23 protein-coding genes are annotated in these 19,078 nt (G+C 68.3%); 17 read left to right on the top strand and 6 right to left on the bottom strand.

Going from position 1 to position 19,078, the window contains the following annotated elements; translation table 11 throughout:
* Positions 1–23: 23 nt before the first annotated feature.
* From nuoK to AC0IY0_RS01815, 10 genes are all read left to right on the top strand, one after another.
* On the top strand, positions 24–329 hold the full coding sequence (nuoK, locus tag AC0IY0_RS01770; RefSeq protein ID WP_147853847.1) for an NADH-quinone oxidoreductase subunit NuoK: 306 nt from the start codon (positions 24–26) through the stop codon (positions 327–329).
* Between the two features lie 124 nt (positions 330–453).
* Positions 454–2,589: an NADH-quinone oxidoreductase subunit L gene (gene nuoL, locus AC0IY0_RS01775; RefSeq protein WP_471762921.1), complete on the top strand. Its 2,136-nt coding sequence runs from the start codon at positions 454–456 to the stop codon at positions 2,587–2,589.
* 1 nt (position 2,590) lies between these two features.
* Positions 2,591–4,111 carry an NADH-quinone oxidoreductase subunit M gene (locus AC0IY0_RS01780; RefSeq protein ID WP_147907020.1) on the top strand — a complete coding sequence of 507 codons (1,521 nt, stop codon included), beginning with the start codon at positions 2,591–2,593 and terminating at the stop codon, positions 4,109–4,111.
* A gap of 10 nt (positions 4,112–4,121) precedes the next feature.
* Positions 4,122–5,567 (top strand): NADH-quinone oxidoreductase subunit NuoN, encoded by a 1,446-nt coding sequence (gene nuoN, locus AC0IY0_RS01785; protein ID WP_147907021.1) that lies wholly within the window; start codon positions 4,122–4,124, stop codon positions 5,565–5,567.
* Between the two features lie 58 nt (positions 5,568–5,625).
* Positions 5,626–6,429: a biotin--[acetyl-CoA-carboxylase] ligase gene (locus AC0IY0_RS01790; RefSeq protein WP_147907022.1), complete on the top strand. Its 804-nt coding sequence runs from the start codon at positions 5,626–5,628 to the stop codon at positions 6,427–6,429.
* A gap of 16 nt (positions 6,430–6,445) precedes the next feature.
* Positions 6,446–8,119 carry a ribonuclease J gene (locus AC0IY0_RS01795; RefSeq protein ID WP_147938624.1) on the top strand — a complete coding sequence of 558 codons (1,674 nt, stop codon included), beginning with the start codon at positions 6,446–6,448 and terminating at the stop codon, positions 8,117–8,119.
* A gap of 321 nt (positions 8,120–8,440) precedes the next feature.
* A complete protein-coding gene (mce, locus tag AC0IY0_RS01800; protein ID WP_147907024.1) occupies positions 8,441–8,845 on the top strand; it encodes a methylmalonyl-CoA epimerase in 405 nt (134 codons plus the stop codon).
* 5 nt (positions 8,846–8,850) lie between these two features.
* The gene (locus AC0IY0_RS01805) at positions 8,851–9,177 is read left to right on the top strand and encodes a DUF1467 family protein (protein WP_419831063.1); all 327 of its coding nucleotides are present in this window, start codon (positions 8,851–8,853) and stop codon (positions 9,175–9,177) included.
* Positions 9,178–9,710: 533 nt separating this feature from the next.
* Complete coding sequence (gene thrS / locus AC0IY0_RS01810) at positions 9,711–11,738, top strand: threonine--tRNA ligase (RefSeq protein WP_147938625.1); 2,028 nt, start codon at positions 9,711–9,713, stop codon at positions 11,736–11,738.
* Positions 11,739–12,068: 330 nt separating this feature from the next.
* Complete coding sequence (locus AC0IY0_RS01815; protein WP_471762922.1) at positions 12,069–13,085, top strand: diguanylate cyclase domain-containing protein; 1,017 nt, start codon at positions 12,069–12,071, stop codon at positions 13,083–13,085.
* A 16-nt stretch (positions 13,086–13,101) separates the two neighbouring features.
* Here the strand turns inward: AC0IY0_RS01815 and AC0IY0_RS01820 are convergent, their stop codons facing one another.
* The 5 genes from AC0IY0_RS01820 to AC0IY0_RS01840 all read right to left on the bottom strand — a co-directional run bounded on the left by AC0IY0_RS01820 (position 13,102) and on the right by AC0IY0_RS01840 (position 14,766).
* Complete coding sequence (locus tag AC0IY0_RS01820; RefSeq protein WP_419830175.1) at positions 13,102–13,533, bottom strand: hypothetical protein; 432 nt, start codon at positions 13,531–13,533, stop codon at positions 13,102–13,104.
* Between the two features lie 87 nt (positions 13,534–13,620).
* On the bottom strand, positions 13,621–13,854 hold the full coding sequence (locus tag AC0IY0_RS01825) for a DUF6894 family protein (protein ID WP_147907028.1): 234 nt from the start codon (positions 13,852–13,854) through the stop codon (positions 13,621–13,623).
* 131 nt (positions 13,855–13,985) lie between these two features.
* Positions 13,986–14,240: a hypothetical protein gene (locus AC0IY0_RS01830; protein ID WP_058194295.1), complete on the bottom strand. Its 255-nt coding sequence runs from the start codon at positions 14,238–14,240 to the stop codon at positions 13,986–13,988.
* A 99-nt stretch (positions 14,241–14,339) separates the two neighbouring features.
* Positions 14,340–14,525, bottom strand: a complete 186-nt coding sequence (locus AC0IY0_RS01835; RefSeq protein WP_147853858.1) for a hypothetical protein — start codon at positions 14,523–14,525, stop codon at positions 14,340–14,342.
* 34 nt (positions 14,526–14,559) lie between these two features.
* Complete coding sequence (locus AC0IY0_RS01840; protein ID WP_147907029.1) at positions 14,560–14,766, bottom strand: hypothetical protein; 207 nt, start codon at positions 14,764–14,766, stop codon at positions 14,560–14,562.
* A 708-nt stretch (positions 14,767–15,474) separates the two neighbouring features.
* Between AC0IY0_RS01840 and AC0IY0_RS01845 the strand changes: the two genes are divergently transcribed.
* The 5 genes from AC0IY0_RS01845 (at position 15,475) to AC0IY0_RS01865 (ending at position 18,011) form a co-directional block, all read left to right on the top strand.
* Positions 15,475–15,924: a Ros/MucR family transcriptional regulator gene (locus AC0IY0_RS01845; protein WP_281407051.1), complete on the top strand. Its 450-nt coding sequence runs from the start codon at positions 15,475–15,477 to the stop codon at positions 15,922–15,924.
* A gap of 271 nt (positions 15,925–16,195) precedes the next feature.
* Positions 16,196–16,465, top strand: a complete 270-nt coding sequence (locus AC0IY0_RS01850; protein WP_187193712.1) for a hypothetical protein — start codon at positions 16,196–16,198, stop codon at positions 16,463–16,465.
* Positions 16,466–16,821: 356 nt separating this feature from the next.
* On the top strand, positions 16,822–17,184 hold the full coding sequence (locus AC0IY0_RS01855) for a hypothetical protein (RefSeq protein WP_147907032.1): 363 nt from the start codon (positions 16,822–16,824) through the stop codon (positions 17,182–17,184).
* A gap of 247 nt (positions 17,185–17,431) precedes the next feature.
* On the top strand, positions 17,432–17,614 hold the full coding sequence (locus AC0IY0_RS01860) for a hypothetical protein (RefSeq protein WP_147857066.1): 183 nt from the start codon (positions 17,432–17,434) through the stop codon (positions 17,612–17,614).
* 112 nt (positions 17,615–17,726) lie between these two features.
* Positions 17,727–18,011, top strand: coding sequence for a PilZ domain-containing protein (locus AC0IY0_RS01865; protein WP_147907033.1), 285 nt, complete (start codon positions 17,727–17,729; stop codon positions 18,009–18,011).
* A 39-nt stretch (positions 18,012–18,050) separates the two neighbouring features.
* On the opposite strand, the gene AC0IY0_RS01870 is transcribed toward AC0IY0_RS01865, so the two are convergent.
* Positions 18,051–18,440: a heme utilization protein gene (locus tag AC0IY0_RS01870; protein ID WP_147907034.1), complete on the bottom strand. Its 390-nt coding sequence runs from the start codon at positions 18,438–18,440 to the stop codon at positions 18,051–18,053.
* A gap of 168 nt (positions 18,441–18,608) precedes the next feature.
* Between AC0IY0_RS01870 and AC0IY0_RS01875 the strand changes: the two genes are divergently transcribed.
* Together AC0IY0_RS01875 and AC0IY0_RS01880 are read left to right on the top strand one after the other, a co-directional pair.
* Positions 18,609–18,791, top strand: a complete 183-nt coding sequence (locus AC0IY0_RS01875; RefSeq protein WP_471762923.1) for a hypothetical protein — start codon at positions 18,609–18,611, stop codon at positions 18,789–18,791.
* Positions 18,788–19,072, top strand: a complete 285-nt coding sequence (locus AC0IY0_RS01880) for a hypothetical protein (protein ID WP_246692640.1) — start codon at positions 18,788–18,790, stop codon at positions 19,070–19,072. Before AC0IY0_RS01875 ends, AC0IY0_RS01880 begins: the two co-directional genes overlap by 4 nt.
* The last annotated feature ends 6 nt before the right edge of the window (positions 19,073–19,078 follow it).

The raw sequence follows: 19,078 nt of genomic DNA on the forward strand, positions 1-19,078 counted from the left end.
ATGCAAGGCGGGGGATTCGAACGATGATCGGCCTGAGCCACTATCTCACGGTCGCGGCGATCCTGTTCACGCTCGGCGTGCTCGGGATCTTCATCAACCGCAAGAACATCATCGTCATCCTGATGTCGATCGAGCTGATCCTGCTCGCGGTGAACATCAACCTGGTCGCCTTCTCGACGCAGCTGAATGACATCACCGGACAGGTCTTCGCCCTGTTCGTGCTGACCGTCGCGGCCGCCGAATCGGCGATCGGCCTCGCCATCCTCGTGGTCTTCTTCCGCAACCGCGGCACCATCGCGGTCGAGGACGTGAGCATGATGAAGGGCTAGAGCCCCCTTCTCCACGCGACCCGATTTCGCGGCCCCGCGTATACGGGCCTCGCGCATACGGGCCCCGAGTGACAATCCGGACGCCGCCCCGCGGCCGGCCCGGATGACGGACTGCAAGAGAGCGATGTATCACGCGATCGTCTTCTTCCCGCTGATCGGCTTCCTGATCGCCGGCCTGTTCGGCCGGTACATCGGGGCCCGGGCCTGCGAGTACATCACCACCGCGTTCCTGGCCTTCACGGCCCTGATCGCCTGGGGCGTGTTCCTCGACGGCGGCCACGCCGAGCGGGTGCAGGTCGCGTCCTGGTTCTCGGCCGGCGACCTCCAGGTCGACTGGGCCTTCAAGGTCGACGCGCTGACCCGGGTGATGCTCGTGGTCGTGACCACGGTCTCGACCCTCGTGCACCTCTACTCCGTCGGCTACATGCACGAGGATCCGCACCGGCCGCGGTTCTTCGCGTACCTGTCGCTGTTCACCTTCGCCATGCTGATGCTGGTGACGGCCGACAACCTTGTGCAGATGTTCTTCGGCTGGGAGGGCGTCGGCCTCGCCTCCTACCTGCTGATCGGCTTCTGGTACGAGAAGCCCTCCGCGAACGCCGCCGCCATGAAGGCGTTCATCGTCAACCGGGTCGGCGATTTCGGCTTCTCGCTGGGTATCTTCCTGGTCTTCGTTCTGACCGGCTCGGTGGCGTTCGACGCGATCTTCGGCAAGGTCGATGCGATCAAGACCCTGAGCTTCCACTTCCTCGGCTATGATTGGAACGCCCTGACGCTGGCGTGCCTGCTGCTGTTCATGGGTGCCATGGGCAAGTCGGCGCAGTTCCTGCTGCACACCTGGCTGCCCGACGCCATGGAGGGGCCGACCCCGGTCTCCGCGCTGATCCACGCCGCCACGATGGTGACCGCCGGCGTGTTCATGGTCGCCCGCCTGTCGCCGCTGTTCGAGGAGGCGCCGAACGCGCTGATCGTCGTCACGGTGATCGGCGGCATCACGGCCTTCTTCGCCGCCACGATCGGCCTGGTGCAGAACGACATCAAGCGGGTGATCGCCTACTCGACCTGCTCGCAGCTCGGCTACATGTTCGTGGCGCTCGGCGTCGGCGCCTACTCGGCCGGCGTGTTCCACCTGTTCACCCACGCCTTCTTCAAGGCGCTGCTGTTCCTCGGCGCCGGCTCGGTCATCCACGCGATGCACCACGAGCAGGACATGCGGAACATGGGCGGCCTGCGCTCCCACATCCCGTTCACCTGCGCCATGATGGCGATCGGCTCGCTCGCGCTGATCGGCTTCCCGTACACGGCCGGCTACTACTCGAAGGACGCGATCATCGAGGCCGCCTACGCCTCGACCCGGCCCGGCCACACGCTGGCCTTCCTGTGCACCGTGGTGGCGGCGTTCTTCACGTCGTTCTACTCCTGGCGTCTGTTCTTCATGACCTTCGAGGGCCCGGCCCGCTGGGGCATCCACGGATCGCATGATCACGCGGCCCCGGCTGTCGCGCATGCTGGCACCTCCCATGCCAGCACCACCCACGCCGCGATGGCGCACGAGGCCGACGGCGCCCCGGGTCATACCGAGGGCGTGGCCCACGACGATCACGGCCACGACGTCGAACCCGCCCACAAGAGCGACCTCGTCGCGGACGACCATCACGGGCACGGCCATCACGGCGACCACACGCCCCACGAGAGCCCCCTGGTGATGACGATCCCGCTGGCGATCCTCGCCTTCGGCGCCCTGTTCGCCGGGATCATCTTCCACGACCGCTTCATCGGGTCCGGGATGGACGCGTTCTGGGGCCATGCCCTGGCGCACGGCCCCGACAACCACATCATGCACGAGATCCACGAGGTCCCGGCGCTCGTCTCCTACGCGCCGCTGATCATGCTGATCCTCGGCTTCGTCCTGGCGTTCTGGATGTACATCCGCCGTCCGGAACTGCCGGGTACGCTCGCCGCGCAGCAGCCGTCGCTGTACCGGTTCCTGCTCAACAAGTGGTACTTCGACGAGCTCTACGACCGGATCTTCGTGCGTCCGGCCAAGGATTTCGGCCTGTTCCTCTGGAAGCAGGGCGACGGGAAGATCATCGACGGCCTCGGTCCCAACGGCATCGCGGCGCGGGTCGTCGACGTGACCCGCGGCGTCGTCCGCCTGCAGACCGGCTACGTCTACCACTATGCCTTCGTCATGCTCATCGGCGTGGCCGGCCTGATCAGCTGGTACCTGATGGCCGGCCTGCCCAAGGGTGTTCACTGACATGCTCGGCCTCGGAATCCTCTCCGGCCTGCTGATCGTCCCGCTCTGCGGCGCGGCCTTCATCCTCACCCTGAAGGGCGACGAGGAATCGGTCGCGCGCAACACCCGCTGGGCTGCGCTCGCCACGACGATCGTCACCTTCGTGCTCTCCCTGGTGGCCTGGGGCCGTTACGACGCCACGTCGTCGAGCTTCCAGCTCGTCGAGTCGCACCCGTGGCTCGCCGAGACGATCCGGTTCAAGCTGGGCGTCGACGGCTTCTCGATGCCCCTGATCCTGCTCACCACGTTCCTGATGCCGTTCTGCATCGGTGCGTCGTGGACCTCGATCCACGTCCGGGTGAAGGAATACTTCGTCGCGTTCCTCGTCCTCGAGACGACGATGATCGGCGTGTTCGCCTCCCTCGACCTGGTGCTGTTCTACCTGTTCTTCGAGGCCGGCCTGATCCCGATGTTCCTGATCATCGGGATCTGGGGCGGCCAGCGGCGGATCTACGCCAGCTTCAAGTTCTTCCTCTACACTCTGCTCGGCTCGGTGCTGATGCTGCTCGCCGTGATGGCGATGTACTGGCAGGCCGGCACCACCGACATCCCGACCCTGCTGCAGTACCGCTTCCCGGCGAACATGCAGACCTGGCTGTGGCTGGCCTTCTTCGCGTCGTTCGCGGTGAAGATGCCGATGTGGCCGGTCCATACCTGGCTTCCGGACGCCCACGTCGAGGCGCCCACGGCCGGCTCGGTGATCCTGGCGGGCATCCTGCTGAAGATGGGCGGCTACGGCTTCATCCGGATCTCCCTGCCGATGCTGCCGGTGGCGAGCCACGACTTCGCCCCGCTGGTCTTCGCCCTCTCGGTGATCGCGATCATCTTCACGTCGCTCACCGCGCTGATGCAGACCGACATCAAGAAGCTGATCGCCTACTCGTCGGTCGCCCATATGGGCTTCGTGACGCTCGGCCTGTTCACCCTGAACGAGCAGGGCATCCAGGGCGCGCTGTTCCTGATGATCTCGCACGGCATCGTGGCGGCGGCGCTCTTCCTCTGCGTCGGCGTGGTCTACGACCGGATGCACACCCGCGAGATCGCGGCCTATGGCGGCCTCGTGAAGCGGATGCCGCTCTACGCGGTGGCGATGATGGTGTTCACCATGGCCAATGTCGGCCTGCCCGGCACCTCCGGCTTCGTCGGCGAGTTCCTGTCGATGCTGGGGGCCTTCAAGGCGAACCCGACCGTCGCGTTCTTCTCCACCTTCGGCATCATCCTGTCGGCCGCTTACGCCCTGTGGCTGTTCGCCCGGGTGATCTACGGCAAGCTCGAGAAGCCCAATCTTCAGGGCATTCTCGATCTCGACACCCGCGAGAAGATCATCCTGGCGCCGCTGGTGGCGCTGACGATCTATTACGGCGTGCACCCGGCCCCCGTGCTCGATGTCTTCGCGCCCTCCACGGAAGCGCTGATGACCGGCATGAAGGCCGCCCTCGCCAACACCCAGACCGCGGCCGCCGCGCTGCCGCTCCCACGCTGAGACGGAACAGATGCCCACCGTCCACTCCGTCCTGCCCTCGCTGGCGCCGCTGCTGCCCGAGCTGATCCTCAGCGTCGGCGTGCTGCTCATGATCCTGTACGGCGCCTGGCGCGGCGACCGCTCCGCCGAAACTGTGAGCATCGGCGCCCTGGTGCTGCTGCTGCTGGCGCTGTTCGTCGTCCTGTCGCAGCCGACGCACGGCCGGGTCACCACCCTGTCGGGGGCGTTCGTCTCCGACGCGTTCTCCAAGGTGATGAAGTCGCTGGTGCTGCTCGGCTCCGCGTCGACGATTCTGCTGGCGCATGACTTCTTCAAGCGCGAGCGGATCGACCGGTTCGAGTTCCCGGTGTTGATCGTGCTCTGCACCATCGGCATGATGGTGATGGTCTCGGCCAACGACCTGATCGCGCTCTATCTCGGGCTGGAGCTGCAGTCGCTCGCCGCCTACGTGATCGCCGCGTTCCACCGGGACGACGCCAAGTCGACCGAGGCCGGTCTCAAGTACTTCGTGCTCGGCGCGCTGTCCTCCGGGATGCTGCTCTACGGCGCCTCGCTGATCTACGGCTTCACCGGCACGGTCTCGTTCCCCGGCATCGTCTCGGCGCTGAACGAGAATGCGGGCCTGGGCATCGTGCTCGGCATCGTGTTCGTGGCCGCGGGCGTCTGCTTCAAGATGTCGGCGGTGCCGTTCCACATGTGGACGCCCGACGTGTACGAGGGCTCGCCCACCCCGGTGACCGCCTTCTTCGCCACCGCGCCCAAGATGGCGGCCGTCTCCATGACGGTGCGGGTGTTCATCGGCGCCATGCCGGACGTGACGGCGATCTGGCAGCAGATCTTCATCTTCGTCTCGGTGGTCTCGATGGCGCTCGGCTCGTTCGCGGCCATCGGCCAGCGCTCGATCAAGCGCCTGATGGCCTACTCATCGATCGCCAATATCGGCTACGCGCTGATCGGGCTCGCCTGCGGTTCCGAGGAGGGGATCAGCGGGCTCGTCACCTACATGATCATCTACCTGGCGATGACGCTGGGGACCTTTGCGATCATCCTGTCGCTCCGGCGCCGGGACGTGATGTTCGAGTCGATCGAGGACCTGTCGGGCCTGTCGCGCACCCATCCCTGGCTGGCATTCTGCCTCGCCGCGATGATGTTCTCGCTGGCTGGCATTCCGCCGCTCGCCGGGTTCTTCGCCAAGTTCTACGTGTTCGCGGCCGCCATCAAGGCCGGCCTCGTGACCCTGGCGGTGATCGGCGTCGTGACCAGCGTGGTCGGCGCCTACTACTACCTGCGGCTGGTCAAGATCATGTATTTCGACGAGCCGAAGGAGCCCTTCGAGGCGATGGCGCCCGGCCTGCGCGTGGTGCTGGCCCTGTCGAGCGTGGTCGTGGTGCTGTTCTTCCTGCTGCCCGGACCGCTGGTCGGCGTCGCCGGCCGGGCGGCCCGGTCGCTGTTCTAGGCCCGGTGCGGCCTGCGGCCCTTCCGATGCACCTGGGGCCCGCACGGAAGCGAACGCCTTGAGCTACCGTCTCGGACCCGAGGCGCGGGCCCAGGGCCACCGCCTGCACGTTCACGGCACGCTGGGCTCGACCAACACTGAGGCCATGGCCCAGGCCCAGGCGGGTGAGACCGGTCCACTCTGGGTGGTGACCCAGCGGCAGGAGGCGGGCCGGGGGCGCCGTGGAAACACCTGGGCGTCGCTGCCGGGCAACCTCGCGGCGAGCGTGCTCTGGCCGGTGGCCGGGGTGGCGCCCGAGCACTTGGCCGAGCTCGGCTTCGTCGCCGGCCTGGCCCTGATCGAGGCGCTGGAGGCGACCTGCGGCACCCTGCCGGATACCCGGGGCGCGCCTTGCGCACGATCTCTCGCGTTGAAATGGCCGAACGACGTGCTGCTCGGCGGCGGCAAGCTGGCAGGGTTGCTGCTGGAAGCCGAGACGCTGCCGGGGGGGCGCAGAGCCGCGGTCGTCGGCTTCGGCGTCAACGTCGCGGCGGCCCCGGAGGGACTCGGCGCAACGAGCTTGGCCGCGACGGGTTACGCGGGCGGCTCCGAAGCGCTACTGGAACATCTCTCGGACCGGATGGCCGTGCGAGCACGCGCCTGGGACCGAGGACGGAATTTCGCTCCCCTGCGCGAGGATTGGCTCGCGCGGGCCGCGGGTCTTGGGTCGGAGATCGCGGTGCGGAGCGGCGGACACATCCTGCGGGGCGTGTTCGAGACCATCGACGAGGGGGGGCGGCTCGTGATCCTCGCCCCCGACGGAAAACGGCATACCGTGACGGCGGGCGAGGTGCATTTTGGAACGGCCGCGACGGCGGCATGACGTTGGACGACGACAGATGGTGATGGGACAGGAGGAGCTGGTCTTCCTGCCGCTCGGCGGCGTGGGCGAGATCGGGATGAATGCGGCCCTCTACGGGTTCGGTCCGGAGAAGGGCCGGAAGTGGATCATGGTCGATTGCGGCATGGGCTTCGCCGGCGAGGAGCAGATGCCGGGGATCGACCTGATGTTCCCCGACCTCTCCTTCATCGAGGAGAGGCGGAAGGACCTGCTGGGGATCTTCATCACCCACGCACACGAGGACCATATCGGGGCGATCTCGGAGCTGTGGCCTCGCCTCAAGGTGCCGGTCTACGCGACCCGCTTCGCCAAGAACCTGCTTGAGACCCGCCGCCTCTCGGAGCCCGGCGCCCCGAAGGTCGAGCTGCGCGAAGTGAAGCCGGGCCGCCGGGTGACGGTCGGCCCGTTCGAGCTCGAATACGTGCCGGTCTCGCACTCGATCCCCGAGTCGAACGCCATCGCGATCCGCACCGCCGCGGGCCTCGTGGTCCATACCGGCGACTGGAAGATCGACCCGACCCCCGTGGCCGGCGAGGTCACCTCGCCCGAGGCGTTCACGGCGCTTGGCGACGAGGGCATCCTAGCGCTCGTCTGCGACTCCACCAACGTGGTGCGCGAGGGCTTCTCGCCGAGCGAGCGGGAGGTCGCCGCCACCCTCAAGACGCTGATCGCGGATTCGCCGCACCGGGTCGCGGTCACGACCTTCGCGTCGAACGTGGCCCGCATCCGGGCCGTGGCCGAGGCGGCCGTGGCCTGCGGCCGCGAGATCGTGGCGGTCGGCCGGGCCATGGACCGGGTGATCGATGTGGCCCGCGAATGCGGCTACCTCGACGGCCTGCCCGAGTTCCGCCGCTCGGATTCCTGGAAGAACCTGCCCCGCGAGCGGGTCGTGGCCCTGCTCACCGGCTCGCAGGGCGAGCCGCGGGCGGCGCTCGCCCGAGTCTCCCGCAAGGACCATCCGGATATCAGCCTGGCTGCCGGCGACCGGGTGATCTTCTCGTCGCGGGCGATCCCCGGCAACGAGCGCGACGTCGGCTCAATCATCAACGACCTGATCGAGCAGGGCGTCGAGGTGATCACCGACCGGACCGAGCTGGTCCACGTCTCCGGCCACCCGAGGCGGGACGAGATGGTCGAGATGTACAAGTGGACCCGGCCGGGCACGTCCATCCCGGTCCACGGCGAGGCGCTGCACCTCGACGAGCACGCCCGCTTCGCCCGGGCCCAGGGCGTCCAGAACGTCGTCAAGGCCCGCAACGGCAGCCTCGTCCGCCTGAGCCCCGGCAAGCCCGAGGTGATCGACCACGTGAAGGCCGGCCGCCTGTTCAAGGACGGCAACGTCCTGATCGACGAGAAGGACCGGGCGATCCCCGAGCGGCGCAAGCTCATGCAGGCCGGCCTGGTCTCCGTGGCCATCGCCATCGACGAGGACGGCGTCGTGCTGGGTGATCCGGCGGTGGACATCATCGGCTTGCCCAATCGCGGCCGCTCCGGCGAGCCGTTGATCGAGACGGTGGTCGATGCGGTCTCGCGCACCCTGTCGGGGATGTCGCGGGGCAAGCTCAAGGACTCGGAGGGCGTCGAGAAGGCGGTCGACCGGGCCGTGCGCACCGCCGTCAACGAGGTCTGGGGCAAGAAGCCGGCCTGCCACGTGCAGGTGGTGGAAGTCTGAGCGGTCATCCCGAAAGGCCGGTTCCGGCTTTCGGAAAACGATGCCGCGCAACCAAAGACCGAGCGCATCGTCCGGGTTCTGATATCCAGGACGACGCGCTAGGATAAAAGAACGAGACGACGGACCACGGCAGGTCCCACCCAATCCCCTCATCCTGAGGTGCCCGGCGATCGGAGATCGCTGGGCCTCGAAGGAGCCCTCCAGCCGGCCGCGCGATCCCTGGAGGTCTCCTTCGAGGTTGCTGCGCAGCACCTCAGGATGAGGTCGGCATGAGGGAGACGCGGGACCAGCCGATCGGGGCGTCAACGGGAGGAACCAAAAATGATCGGTCGGCTCAATCACGTGGCCATCGCCGTGCAGGATCTCGAGGCGGCCTGCGCCGTGTACCGCGACACCCTGGGCGCGACGATCACGCCGCCCCTGCCGCAGCCCGAGCACGGGGTCACGGTGGTGTTCGTCGAGCTTCCCAACAGCAAGATCGAGCTGATGGCGCCCTTGGGCGAAGGGTCCCCGATCGAGGCCTTCGTGGCCCGTAACCCGGGCGGCGGCGTCCACCACGTCTGCTACGAGGTCGAGGACATCCTGGCCGCCCGCGACCGGCTGAAGGCCCAGGGCGCCCGGGTGCTCGGCACCGGCGAACCGCGGATCGGCGCTCATGGCAAGCCGGTCCTGTTCCTGCACCCCAAGGACTTCCTCGGCACGCTCGTCGAGCTGGAGCAGGTGTGAACCGGATCCTGACCGCCCTGACCCGCTCGACGCCGGCGACCCTGGCCGCCGTCGCCGTGCTGGTGGCCGCCTTCGTGACCGTGGCCGTGAGCCAGTTTCGGCTCACGATCGGCGGGGCGATCGCGCTCTACTTCGTCGTGTGGTGGACGCTGCTCTTCGCGGTCCTGCCGCTGCGCAACCAACCCGAGACCCGGCCCGGGCACGTGGTGCCGGGCCAGGATCTGGGCGCCCCGGCCCGTCCGCGTCTGCGCGAGAAGGCGATTTGGACGACGCTGGTGGCCGGCGTCGCCTTCCTCGCCGCCCTGGCCATATTCCCGCTGACGGGGCTGTAGGGGGCGCGCCTCCGACGCGGGTACCGGTTCGGCGGCAGAGCGCGTTCCAGCGAACATTTCGAGCGTGCGGGCAGCGGCCCCGAAGCTCCGGACCTCCCTGTTCGCCGAGAAGCGGCGACGTCACGCATCGCCTTACGCGAAGTGCACCCTCGCGGCTCCGGCCTAGGCAGGTCGGAGGCAGCGCGCGCTCGTGCGGGAGGACGGACCCGCGCAGATCTCGGCCGGCGCCTGGGTCCCCGCGTCCCGTGTGGCTGGAGCGTCCTGGGCCATGCCCCCGGCTCCGCGGGCGCATGAGGACCAGGACACGCGTGCGGACGCGGCACGACGAACGTGGCGACGGACAAAGGCCCGCAAGCACCGGCGGCCGGCGGATCCGGCCACCGGCGTAAAACAACGGTGATCGGGCAGCACACGCCCTGGGCCGATCCCTCGCCAAGGAATAAAAAAACGTCTACACGGCCGCTCCCCGAACACGCCGACATGACGACGCTTACCTGCCGCGTATGCAGGACTGAGCCTGGAGAGCCTGAACCATGCCGATTCTCACCTTCCCCGACGGCAACACGCGGGAGGTCGCCGCCGGCACCACCGGCCGCAGCGTGGTCGAGGGCATCGCCAAGTCGCTGGCCAAGCGGACCGTCGCCATGGCGCTCGACGGCACGGTCGCCGACCTCGACGATCCGATCGCCCGGGACGCCCGCATCGAGTTCCTCGACCGGACCGACCCGCGCAGCCTTGAGCTGATCCGCCACGATTGCGCGCACGTGCTGGCCGAGGCCGTCCAGAGCCTGTGGCCGGAGACGCAGGTCACGATCGGCCCGGTGATCGAGAACGGATTCTACTACGATTTCTACCGCGAGACCCCGTTCACGCCCGAGGATTTTCCGAAGATCGAGGCGAAGATGCGCGAGATCATTGCGCGCGATGCCCCCTTCACGAAGGAGGTCTGGAAACGCGAGGACGTGCGCGCGCTGTTCGAGGGCAAGCAGGAGAAATTCAAGGTCGAGCTGGTCGACGCGATCCCGCCCGGCGAGGATCTGAAGATCTACCGGCAGGGCGATTGGTTCGACCTGTGCCGCGGCCCGCACATGACCTCGACGGCCAAGGTCGGCGCCGCCTTCAAGCTGATGAAGGTCGCGGGCGCCTACTGGCGGGGCGATTCGAACAACCCGATGCTGACGCGCATCTACGGGACCGCCTGGGCGGCCCAAGCCGACCTCGACGACTACCTGCACCGTCTCGAGGAGGCCGAGCGCCGCGACCACCGCCGCCTCGGCCGGGAGATGGACCTGTTCCACTTCCAGGAGGAAGGGCCGGGCGTCGTCTTTTGGCACGCCAAGGGCTGGACGATCTTCCAGGAGCTGATCGCCTATATGCGCCGCCGGCTGCGCGGCGACTATGCCGAGGTGAACGCCCCGCAGATCCTCGACAAGGCCCTGTGGGAGACCTCCGGCCACTGGGGCTGGTACCGGGAAAACATGTTCGCCGCGCAGTCGGCGGGCGACGAGGCCGAGGACAAGCGCTGGTTCGCCCTCAAGCCGATGAACTGCCCGGGCCACGTGCAGATCTTCAAGCACGGCCTGAAATCCTACCGCGACCTGCCCCTGCGGCTGGCCGAGTTCGGCGTGGTGCACCGCTACGAGCCCTCGGGGGCCATGCACGGGCTGATGCGCGTGCGCGGCTTCACGCAGGACGACGCCCACGTGTTCTGCACCGAGGACCAGCTCGCCGACGAGTGCCTGAAGATCAACGACCTGATCCTCTCGACCTACGCGGATTTCGGCTTCGACCAGATCGTCGTGAAGCTCTCGACCCGGCCCGAGAAGCGCGTCGGCTCGGACGCGCTCTGGGATCACGCCGAGGACGTGATGACCCGGGTGCTCGCGCAGATCGAGGCGCAGTCGGCCGGCCGGATCCGCACGGAGGTCAACCCGGGGGAGGGCGCGTTCTACGGGCCGAAATTCGAGTACGTGCTCCGCGACGCCATCGGGCGCGACTGGCAATGCGGCACCACGCAGGTCGACTTCAACCTGCCCGAGCGATTCGGTGCCTTCTACATCGACGCCGACGGCACCCGGAAGCCGCCCGTGATGGTGCACCGGGCGATCTGCGGCTCGATGGAGCGGTTCACCGGCATCCTGATCGAGCACTTCGCCGGGCATTTCCCGCTCTGGTTGTCCCCGGTCCAGGTGGTGGTGGCGACGATCACGGGCGAGGCCGATGCCTACGCGCGCGATGTCGTGCGGGCCCTGGAGCGGGCAGGGCTGCGGGTCGAGGCGGATCTGCGCAACGAGAAGATCAACTACAAGGTCCGGGAGCACTCGCTCGCCAAGGTGCCGGTCCTGCTCGCGCTCGGAAAACGCGAGTCCGAGGAGCGCACGGTCTCGATCCGGCGGCTCGGCAGCCAGCAGACCCGCTCGCTGCCCCTTACGGAGGCGGTGGCGGCCTTCGTGGCGGAAGCGACCGCCCCGGACCTGCGCCGGGCGCAAGCCGTGGCCGACACGGTCCCGACCAGCGACACCGTCCTCGACGGGCATCACGGCGTCCACGCGACGCCGTGATGTTTGGGGGCGGATGGACCGTCGGCCCGCCAAGATGAATCGGCGCAGAGAGAAGAATCAGCCGATCCCCGCGGCGGGCACCCGCAGGGATCAGTTGGGGCCTGCGCAGGCTTGCCCGGTCGAGCCGGGCAACCCTAAGTCATCGACCCTGATCGCCCACACGCGTCGATTCACGCGACTTCCAGAGGTATTGCAGCCTGTGTCGCGGAGTTTCAGTGCGAACGCCGTTTCGTCAAGGTAGGCGAAAGGAATCCCATTCTAAGTCGCCCCGGTAGCAGTCTTCGGCGGATCCTCCGGCCATCGAGCAGGAGCCAGGATCCCGCCGGGTGCTTGAAGGGGGTCGCCATGAAGGCGCGGGCGGGCAGGGTTTCGGCGCGGCTTGAACGCCATGAGCGGGCGCCGATCGCCGCCTCCGGGGGCTACGGGTTCCGTCGCGACCGGCGGCTCGGGGCCCGGATCGTCCGGGCCCTGGACAGCCTGCCGCTCGGCTTCTGCCTGTTCGATGTCGGCGACTGCCTGGTCTTCGCCAATGCCGGCTACCGGCGGATCTTCGGACAGACGGCCGGGCAGGCGCGGCCCGGCATGCATGCCCGGACCCTCATCGCGCTCAACACGGCGCGGGGCCTCAAGGCCGATCAGGACCCGGCCAGGATCTGGGCGGAGCGGCGCCGGATCCTGGCCCGGCGCGATCCCGAGACCGTACTGCAGATGCTCTCGGACGGGCGCCAGGTCGCCCTCACGCTTCAGCCGCAGCCGGATGGCGGCTGGATCGCCCTCTACGAGGACGTGACCGAGCGCCGGCGTATGGAGGCGCTGCTGCGCCACAGGGCCGATCACGACCCGCTCACCGGCCTGCCCAACCGCTCCCTCTTCGAGACCCGCCTCGACCGGGCGGCGGCCGAGCCGGGCGGCTGCGCCCTGCTGTGCATCGACCTCGACGGCTTCAAGCCGGTCAACGACGTCTACGGCCACGCCGCGGGCGACGCGCTGCTGCGGCAGGTGGCCGAACGGCTCCGGGAGGGTCTCGACGATCGGGATACCGCGTCCCGCCTGGGCGGCGACGAGTTCGCCCTGCTGCTGGACGACACCCCGCTCGCGACCGTGCTGGACTTGGCCCACCGCATCCACCGACGGCTCACTGAACCCTACGATGTCGGGGCCGATCGGCCGGTCCTGATCGGGGCCGCCATCGGCATCGCCTGCGCACCGGTCCACGCCACCCAGGCGCGGATCCTCGTCGCGCAGGCCGACGCGCCGATGTACCAGGCCAAACGGCTGGGCCAACCCTGCCTGTGGGACGCCACGCTGCGCCTCGGCCTCGCGCCGGTCGGTCCGGTGGCCCCGTGACGGCCGGCGGCCCCGCTCACCGGGCCTTGTCGTGCTCGGCGAGGCCGACGGCCTTGTAATCGTAGGTGGGGTAGAACTCGGTGCGGTATGCGCCCCAGGCGGTATCCTCGAGGACGCGGTTGATTTCGCGGAGCCGGGTCGCGGGCAGCCGCAGGACAATGATCTGCCCGATGCCCATGACGACGTTCCAGGACACGACCTCGACACCCGGCGGCGGGAAGGCCTTGTAGAAGCCCTGCTTGGCCAGCTGCGCGTTCAGCTCGGAGAGCGGACGCGACTGGTCGTGCCGCAGGAAGACCGTGAGCAGGATGGCGTTGTCCGGCGTCGCCGGGGCCGAGCCCGCCTGCGGCGGCGGCGGCGTCTGGGCCATGGCCGGAAGCGCCGTCGAGCAGGCCAGCAGCGCAAGCGCCGCCAGACCCGTCCGGGTCGCGATCCTCGAGCGTCTCATGCGTTCTCCCCGCTCCTCCGAACCGGCGCGACACCAACGCGCCACGCCCGCTTTCGTCGCAGCACGCGCGACCGGCGGCCCGGGTGTTCAGTCCGGCTCGACATCGTAGGACAGGCGCAGCCGCAGGCGGACGGCGCCCTGCTCGTCCCGGACGGCGATCACGTAATCCTGCCGCACCCGCGGGTCCGAGAGCCCCTGCGCGATCCGGGTCATCATGCGCACCGCCTGCGCCTGCGCGGCGGCGAGATCGGGCAGGTCGAAGCCCTTCTGGTCACGAACCAGGTTCGCACCATCGTGGAGATCGATGAAGTATCGGGGCACGGATATTGGCTCTGGAGACGCGATCGCGCGCCAGCATCGTGCTACGTTGTTTCTACGTAGTGTCCAGTGGGCGAAAGATGCATTTCGCCCCCGGCGTATACCTGCCGCGGTCCAGGCCTCGGTGAGATGCGTCAACCGCCCTGCAGGCTCTCGGCGAAGTCTTCCGGCACCTCACCGAACTGGCCGAGGATGGTCACGCCCTCGAGCTCGCCGGTCTCGTCGTCGGCGACCACCTTCAGCGCCGCCGCGCCCGGCATCCGGGCGGCCAGTGCCTCGGCCTTCTTGAGCGCGCCGAACTCGCTCTGGGCGGGCTCCTGCCGGGCCGGCCTCAGTCGCTTCCGATGCAGCTCGAACGGCTGCACCACGAATGTCGTCTTCATCGCCATCCGCTTCCTTTGAAGCACGCGGCGCGGTTGCGATAGGGCGTCCCCGCGAAAGATGGCCGCCGGCTCGCCGGGGGCGGCGACGCGTCCGGCCGTCCCCGGTCAGAGGCTGCGGGTCGTGACGCCGAGCGCCAGCAGCAGGTAGGCCCCGATGAAGAACCATTGCCGGTGCGCCACGACCGTCCGCCCGACCATCGGGATGCGGGTGTAGAGGCTGGCGACGGCAAGGCCGATGAGCACGGCCGAGACCAGGAAGGTGAGCAGGCGCGGGGCGGACAGCGTGGGCATGCCCCATGCTCGCGCCGGGACGGTTACCGGCGCGTTACCGGTCGAGCCCCGGAATGCGGGGCCGGTCCGGCGTGAGCGGGCCGGTGGAGCCCGGCAGCAACCCGACCTGAGCCAGCCACAGCGCCATGATCGCCCCGGCGATCAGGGTCGCCAGCGAGGCCAGCCGGCCGGTCCAGCGCCGCGTGATGATCATGACGGCCAGGACGACCAGAAGGGCGAGGAGGAGAACGAGCAGGAGCATGGTTGGCCAATGCCACGCCCGAGCCCGCGCGTCACCGCGGCGACGACCGCCTTTCAAAGACTAATCGCCTTGAAGTTGAGAATATCGGGGCACCCCAATCATGCAAGGTGCGGAGCCGGGGAGGGCTGGCGCCGGACGCCACCGGGGGATCGCGGCTGTGCCTTAACCATGACGCCCGATCCCCTCGGCGCCCCCACCGTGCAGGTCCAGCCGTGGTCGCAACGTCGGGCACACAGTCCTGCACACACACACCGTGTCGCAACCAACGCCGGCAGGCCAACGCCGAGATGCTGCGGAGGCCTGACAACTTCCCCTGATCCAACGATCACTCTGTTGAAGAAGAATATTCCACGCCTGCGCTGACAAAGCATGTGATGCTACGCTCGGGCCGGCGGACGCATCATCGGGTCTTCGACCAAACGGTTCGAATCACGGGCCGGACCAGGAATCCGTATAATCTCAGACGCGGCAAACGATTGGGCGCGGGCCGGAAACACTGGGGCAATGATTTTTTAAATCTGCAGACCGCCAGGATAGTTCACCTGACGGTTGTGTCAGAATTCCCTACCCGGGGGCGCGAGCATGCACAGCGATCATGTCCGTTACGCATCCAGAAGAATGATTTTGTAACTTGCATTCGGGTGGGAGAAGTAGCAAATCGCGTGTGAGGGGTACATCGGGAACCATGAAGTGACAGAAGAAGCGATTGTGCACACGCCTGACCTTATCGGCTTGGCGGGCGACGTCGTCGCCGCCTACGTATCGAACAATCCCGTTCCGGCCAGCGAGCTGCCGGCCCTGATCGCCCGGGTGCACGGCGCGATCGCAGGTCTCGCCTCCGGGACGAGCGCCGCCGCAGCCGGTGCCGAGGCGCCCGTGGCCGTCGACAAGCCGAGCGCGGGCCAGATCCGCAAGTCGGTCCAGCATGACGGGATCGTCAGCTTCATCGACGGCAAGACCTACAAGACGCTCAAGCGGCACCTGACCGCCAACGGTCTCAGCCCGCAGAGTTACCGGGAGCGCTACGGCCTCCCCACCGACTACCCGATGGTCGCCCCGAGCTACGCCGAGCAGCGCTCCGCCCTCGCCAAGGCGATCGGCCTGGGTCAGCCCGGTGCCATGGCCGACCGCGAGCGCAAGGGTCGCAAGGCGGCCTGAGCGACATCGACCTCGACGCCTCCGGCGGCGGATGCCGCCGAGGTCGTCCCGGCCCTGCACGACCGGTGCGCGCCCTCCGGATCCCTCATCCGTCGCCAGCGTGCCGCCTTCGACAAGTCCGGGCCGTCACGTCATTCGGTCCGGCCCGTAATCGTTGCCCCGCAGCCACACATGTCTGCGACGTGGCCCGACACGGACAAGCTGCCACACTCTGCACAAAGCTGATGCCCACGCCGGTACCTGTGAAGAACAGGTGCTGGGTCGAAGCATGATGAAGCGTGAGCAGACGAACTCCGTGGTGGCCTTCCCGACGCATATCGCGCCGACCGTGGCCGACGAGGACACCGCTTCGGTGATCGCGGTGCTGCAGGAGCAGCTCGCCCTCGCCCGCGAGGGGCGGCTGCGCTCGGTGGCGGTCGTCTCGGTCTCGACGGATGGCGAGGCGATCGGCACGCACTGGTCGTGCAAGGGCGCCGACATCTCCAGCCTGATCGGCAAGCTGACCGTGCTGACCCACGACATGATGTCGGCTAGGAAATAATCGGCCCGGAAATACTCGGCTTGGAAATACTCGGCCCGCACGTCGTTGGCCGGAAAGTCGCCGGCCGGAGAGTCGCTGGCCGGAGAGTCTTCGGTTCGCACGCGATCGGTGCTTCAGGGGCGTAAGGTCCAACCGGTCCTGCCGGAGGCCGACCCGCCGGGGACGGACAGGTCCGCTCGCGAGCCCCATCGCGCAGGGCCCAGGACGAACCGGGCCTGCGTGCCGCGATCCGATGCCGCTTCGCCGAGTCTCGGGCCCGGGGGGCATCCGGAAGCGGCAGCCCTATCTCTCTGTGTCGCGGGGTCGGCGCCGCGCGCGCTGCGTCGTTCCCCAGCCCACAGAGGATCCCCACACCGATGAGACGCGTTCTGCTCGCCGCCGCGCTGGCCGCGTCGACCCTGCCGTCCGCACCCGCGATGGCCGAGGACGACAAGCGCACCGAGACGATCGAGGGGCTGGTGCGGATCATCGGCGCCCAGGCCGGCATCGTCCTGTATTGCCGCAAGATCTACACCGTGGACGACACGGTGTCCGAGGGTCTGTCCCGGACGGTGCGAAGGGCCCTCGACGCCGCCCTCGGCCGTCGAAGGGCTCAGGCCGCCATCGCGGAGGAAGGCCAACGCGTCGCCAAGACCATCGCGGAGGTCGGAGCGGACCAATGGTGCGCCGACCAGCGGGACATCCTCAACACGGACGGCGTTCGGGTCTTCGTGGATTGAGGGGCTCGGCCCACCACCGTAAGCAGAGGGACCTTCCAGGTTTTTCGCCTGGAATAACCGCCGCGGGTGCCAAATAACGCGGCGCGCTCCACCGTCGTTCTGCAGTGCAGAACAGATTATGGCCTTGTTCCCACTTGGAACGTCTGTCATGTTTCGAGGACGGACGTCCTGAAAGCAGATCACGCCGGCTGCAATCGTCCTGACAAGAGCCCAAAGGGCCAGCAAGCCGGCGTCGGAGGAACACGCCATGTCCACACCGATCACCATCGCCGTCGCCCTCATCGTGTGCGGCGTCGCGGTCACCGCGTTCGCCTTCACCCGCGCGCCCCGGTCGAAGGACTTCGCGGGCTGGGACGTGATGTTCATGAGTGGGATCGGCGCCGTCGCCCTCGGGTTCCTGGCGACGCTGGTCGGGGTGGTCACCGGATAGTGAGGCCTCGCACCCTCCTTTGAGGGCGGACGCGGACAGTCCGATGCATTTCCGGAACCGGTTCTGAACCCGACGCGCCGATCCTGCGCGCTTCGCAGTTCACGAGACGGCAATGCTTGATCGACGGAGCGCCCCGCGCACGGTGCTGAACGAGACCGGCAGCATCTCCATCGACGAGCACCGCAGCCTGCCTTGCATCGTCTACGATCGCTCGCTGGGCGGCGTCCGCGTCGCCCTTCCGAACGCCGAGATCGTGCCGGAGCACTTCGTTCTCAACATCGACGCCAGCGCCGAGATCCTCGTCTGCCGCTCCGTGTGGCGCAAGGCGGAGGAGATCGGCGCGACGACGAACGAGCCGGAACCCGACCGGCCGAGCCTCCGTCGCCGGCCGGCCTGAGATCCCTCCGACCGGAGATTCCCCCGGCCGGCGCGCCCGTCAGCCGGAGCGCCGCGCGTTCCAGCGGCCGCTGCAGGTGACGATCCCGCCGGTCGACCTCCACGTGCCGCTGCCGGCGCCCTGCGTGTCGAGGCTGCCGTCGATCGGCACCGTGTTCGAGCCGCTGGTGATCGTGGCCGCGACGCGACCGCTCGACGAGACGCCGCCGTCGATATCGACGTCGTCCCCCGGGATCGAGGCGTCGCTGTCCTTGATCTGGACCTGATAGCTCGTCGAGGCCGCGCAGGGCCCTTCGGAGGTCGTCGCCACGATGGTCCAGGCGCCGTCGTAGCGATTCGGTATCTTGATCTTCTTCGTACCCGCGAGGGCTGGTGTCAGGACGCCGACGATCAGGGTCGCGGTCAGGATCGGGACAAGGCAACGGGGCACGGGGTCACTCTCGCTCGCGCCGCCGGGACCGACCACGCCGAGACAGAACCGTGAGAGGCCAAAACGGTTGCCTTGGCCATTCGGCGGGCACCTTCGCGCAGGACAACCGTTCTGTCCGTGCCGGGCCCGCCGATCGCGGGACGCGGCACCGCCCCCGGGGGACCCGCCATGCCCGATCCGAGATCACCCAGCGCCGACGAGGCGCCTGAACCCGAGCTGCCCCAGGGCCTGCCGATGCCGCCCAATACCGGCGACATGCCGCCGCCGCGATTGCCTCCGGCTCCGGAGGACGATCCCGCGCCACCGGGACGAGAGCCGGCGCCGGACATCGACGACGTGTCGGGCCTGTGAAGACCGCCGGTATCGTGCGGGCGCCCCGGCCGATGCGGGTGTGCCTGGGCCTGGCCGCCTCGCTGGCGTCGGTCCTGGCGGCCGACGCCGCCGAGCCGCTCACCGTCGAACGGCTCAGCGCCGACGGCTGGGAGATCGCCGGCTACACCGGCACCTTCGACAACCGATCGTCCCTGATCCTGTTTCGGAGGAAGGACACGCGGTACCTGGTTCAGTGCTCGATCCTGTACGACGTGACCCGCAATCCGCGCGTGATCACCAACTGCTACGAGCTGCACTGAACCGGC

Source organism: Methylobacterium sp. AC315, assembly GCF_979253755.1.

Bases quoted from the DNA above. Each gene is read 5' to 3' on its own strand.
- nuoK (WP_147853847.1), top strand. From the start codon at position 24: ATGATCGGCCTGAGCCACTATCTCACGGTCGCGGCGATCCTGTTCACG.
- nuoL (WP_471762921.1), top strand. From the start codon at position 454: ATGTATCACGCGATCGTCTTCTTCCCGCTGATCGGCTTCCTGATCGCC.
- AC0IY0_RS01780 (WP_147907020.1), top strand. From the start codon at position 2,591: ATGCTCGGCCTCGGAATCCTCTCCGGCCTGCTGATCGTCCCGCTCTGC.
- nuoN (WP_147907021.1), top strand. From the start codon at position 4,122: ATGCCCACCGTCCACTCCGTCCTGCCCTCGCTGGCGCCGCTGCTGCCC.
- AC0IY0_RS01795 (WP_147938624.1), top strand. From the start codon at position 6,446: ATGGTGATGGGACAGGAGGAGCTGGTCTTCCTGCCGCTCGGCGGCGTG.
- mce (WP_147907024.1), top strand. From the start codon at position 8,441: ATGATCGGTCGGCTCAATCACGTGGCCATCGCCGTGCAGGATCTCGAG.
- thrS (WP_147938625.1), top strand. From the start codon at position 9,711: ATGCCGATTCTCACCTTCCCCGACGGCAACACGCGGGAGGTCGCCGCC.
- AC0IY0_RS01820 (WP_419830175.1), bottom strand. From the start codon at position 13,533: ATGAGACGCTCGAGGATCGCGACCCGGACGGGTCTGGCGGCGCTTGCG.
- AC0IY0_RS01830 (WP_058194295.1), bottom strand. From the start codon at position 14,240: ATGGCGATGAAGACGACATTCGTGGTGCAGCCGTTCGAGCTGCATCGG.
- AC0IY0_RS01835 (WP_147853858.1), bottom strand. From the start codon at position 14,525: ATGCCCACGCTGTCCGCCCCGCGCCTGCTCACCTTCCTGGTCTCGGCC.
- AC0IY0_RS01840 (WP_147907029.1), bottom strand. From the start codon at position 14,766: ATGCTCCTGCTCGTTCTCCTCCTCGCCCTTCTGGTCGTCCTGGCCGTC.
- AC0IY0_RS01850 (WP_187193712.1), top strand. From the start codon at position 16,196: ATGAAGCGTGAGCAGACGAACTCCGTGGTGGCCTTCCCGACGCATATC.
- AC0IY0_RS01855 (WP_147907032.1), top strand. From the start codon at position 16,822: ATGAGACGCGTTCTGCTCGCCGCCGCGCTGGCCGCGTCGACCCTGCCG.
- AC0IY0_RS01860 (WP_147857066.1), top strand. From the start codon at position 17,432: ATGTCCACACCGATCACCATCGCCGTCGCCCTCATCGTGTGCGGCGTC.
- AC0IY0_RS01865 (WP_147907033.1), top strand. From the start codon at position 17,727: ATGCTTGATCGACGGAGCGCCCCGCGCACGGTGCTGAACGAGACCGGC.
- AC0IY0_RS01875 (WP_471762923.1), top strand. From the start codon at position 18,609: ATGCCCGATCCGAGATCACCCAGCGCCGACGAGGCGCCTGAACCCGAG.